The following is a 2,610-nucleotide window of genomic DNA, read 5'->3' on the forward strand; positions in this document are numbered from 1 at the left end:
TGATCGTCTTTCTTTCGCTTTATTAACTAATAAATCAGTAGTCGTATAATTAAGCTTTAAAATTCCTAAGTATCAAGGTTGCTTATGTTATCAGCCGTTGTTAGCCTATTACGACAAAGTCCCTTGGTAATTATTTTGTACGGATGACTGGGGTGCTGAAAAAAGCGGGTTGTGTCAGATCAGATATGGGTCGGTATACTCTTATATTCCTGTACCCAGCGGGACATACTTTTATCAGTCGTTCCTCAAGGGAGCGCAACCAGATAGGGTGATATCTGCCGATCAGTTTCGCGTTTTACAGCACCCGCTTATAACTCGTCAGTATATGTCTACTTCTTTCTGGTCATAACTAATCCAACAACTTAGGTATGCTATTGTCGCTTACCTAAGTGTTGGTTTCCTCTACTGAGCAGTTTGAGCTACACTGTGCTTACCGACGGATCCCGTGTTGTGCACATAATGAGCATTACACGGTACCGCATCCACCCTTTATTAGTGTGACTACCGACACCTAAACCAAGGAAAGAGACACAATGGGCGACCGCTACACTTCTAAAAGCCAGTGCGAGGCTTCAGGGCTACCAAAGTGCCACCGCTTCCTCGAGAATCGTAACGACGACCAACCCAACTTCCGGACTCAATGTTCCTGCTTTGGCTCTGAAAACACCTGGTCCCCTTGCCCCCTCACGCATAACTACGATGGGTGCAGTGTGCCCTCGGCGCTAGAGAAGATAGGAAAGAAATTAGGCTTGCTAGATGGGGGGAACACGCCTATGTGCAGCGGAAGTAAGTGTGTGGTGTTTGGGCACCCCATCACCGGGGGGTGTGGACCCTGCGACATACACGACGAGTGTTACCAGCAAAATGCCCGCGACCGGTCCAAGTGTGATCTCGATTTCAGGGATAATATGAAACGAGAATGTGAAAAAACCTTCAATAGGGACTCAACTTCATGGTGGGACTCACGGGGTCGCTTTCAGCATTGGACTATTCGTAGTGTAGCAAGCTGGCTTAACACGGATATCGAAGATCGTACCGACCTCAGCCTTTGCCAGCTGATGGCTGAATTTTACTACTACGGGGTCAGTAAGTTCGGCCAGGGGGCGCAAGACGAAAACCAGTATTGGTGGTGGGCAGAGCCATGTGCCAACCGTGAAAATCCACCAAGCAGCTGCCCCGAATAGCTTACCCCCAACCGTAACTGAAACAAAGTTGAGTCACTGGAAGCGGTATTTGTCAACGTAGTTGTCGTGTTGTCTCCAGTCCAATGCCGTTGCCAGTTATTGGTGTTATTAAGGAGTCTTGAGCCAAGGTTGGAAATAGCGGATATTCGGTTTCCGAAACCGCATGGTTACTGGATTGTCCATTCGGAAGGCCATGTAAAAAGAGTTCGGCGTTAATGGTCGGTCAGCGCCTAATAGCCCAGGTTCTTTGTTAAGTATTTCAATTTTCCATAACGGTCTCTTCGCTATTAGGTGTCAATCATGGTCACTAAAACGGCTCCTTGATATTATCTTGCGTCAGTGGGACAAGGCACCGCAACGGTCCGATCGAAGTTAAAAAGATAATTGCTAGCCACATAGCTTTATATGTCAATCAGTTAAGTTATTGGCACCGAACAGTTAAACACGCAAAAAAACCAAAGGAAGATGCGCGGCTACCCTCGACCTTTATCCCCGTCACCCTGAACGTACCTATGTGTTAAAGGCAACTTATTTCCGCTAAAGGTTTTGCAGGGTTGATTTTTTCTGAACACTTTCCGACGGCATCCCTAACTTTTTTACCGGCGACCGATGTAAGAAACCTCGATAATGACGAGTGTGGCCTAACCGCACACTTTTTATTGCAATTTCCAGTTGTAAAACATTTGTCCATTGTACACGCGATGCCATAGTCATGTACTTCTCTGTCAGCCCACGATGATATGTACGTATACCTGTTAGGAGGTTGTGTATTCCTTGATTATTACCTTCGTGTTAGTCCATAGATGATCTTCCTGATGCCGCTATTGTTTGTGTACTCGTCTTTTTCGAGGGTTGCTCCACTGGCTCCCTTATGGTTCTTCTTGAGTCGTGTGTCATTTTGTTTTTTTTCTTTATTTTTCCAGCCTTATTCGCATTTCCCTTGTATCACGTACCTCACAGCAGGGTTCTGTGTTTGCTGTATCAGGTGGGTATTCTCTATGGCGGCGGGGTTCTTTACCCATTATTGTTTATTTCAGTCTAGTAGGGGTCCAGGGTGAGTAGAACGGCTAGATCACTCCAGCCGAACCCTCCTCAAAACCGGACTTGCGGAACTACCGCATCCGGCTTCCGATAGATCAGTGTCCCCACACATATTCAGTGAGCTAGAACATCGATACAGTTTTCCAAGAAGATGGAAAACCTAGAGCTTTAAGGCCACGTAACAATTTATTCCACGTCACTCGTCGTTTACCGCATCATTGAAATTTTTAAAACAACGGTTTGCCAGTGAATCTTCTCTAAGTTTTTCCCATATCCGCTCTACTGGGTTGAGTTCTGGGGAAACAGGGGGTAAATTTAATAGCGTGATATTCACAGGTATTTCTAGATGATGAGTCGTATGCCATGCAGCTTGATCAACGATAAC

3 protein-coding genes are annotated in these 2,610 nt (G+C 46.0%); 1 reads left to right on the top strand and 2 read right to left on the bottom strand.

What is annotated here, in order from left to right; all coding sequences use genetic code 11:
- Positions 1-908: 908 nt before the first annotated feature.
- A complete protein-coding gene (locus ORQ98_RS29235; protein WP_274692355.1) occupies positions 909-1,184 on the top strand; it encodes a hypothetical protein in 276 nt (91 codons plus the stop codon).
- Between the two features lie 537 nt (positions 1,185-1,721).
- Here the strand turns inward: ORQ98_RS29235 and ORQ98_RS29240 are convergent.
- The gene (locus ORQ98_RS29240) at positions 1,722-1,892 is read right to left on the bottom strand and encodes a hypothetical protein (protein ID WP_274692356.1); all 171 of its coding nucleotides are present in this window, start codon (positions 1,890-1,892) and stop codon (positions 1,722-1,724) included.
- 529 nt (positions 1,893-2,421) lie between these two features.
- Positions 2,422-2,610: transposase (locus tag ORQ98_RS29245; RefSeq protein ID WP_425347735.1), on the bottom strand; the 189-nt coding region annotated here is incomplete at its 5' end.

Origin of the sequence: Spartinivicinus poritis (assembly GCF_028858535.1) — a bacterium.
In the GTDB taxonomy this organism is placed as follows: domain Bacteria; phylum Pseudomonadota; class Gammaproteobacteria; order Pseudomonadales; family Zooshikellaceae; genus Spartinivicinus; species Spartinivicinus poritis.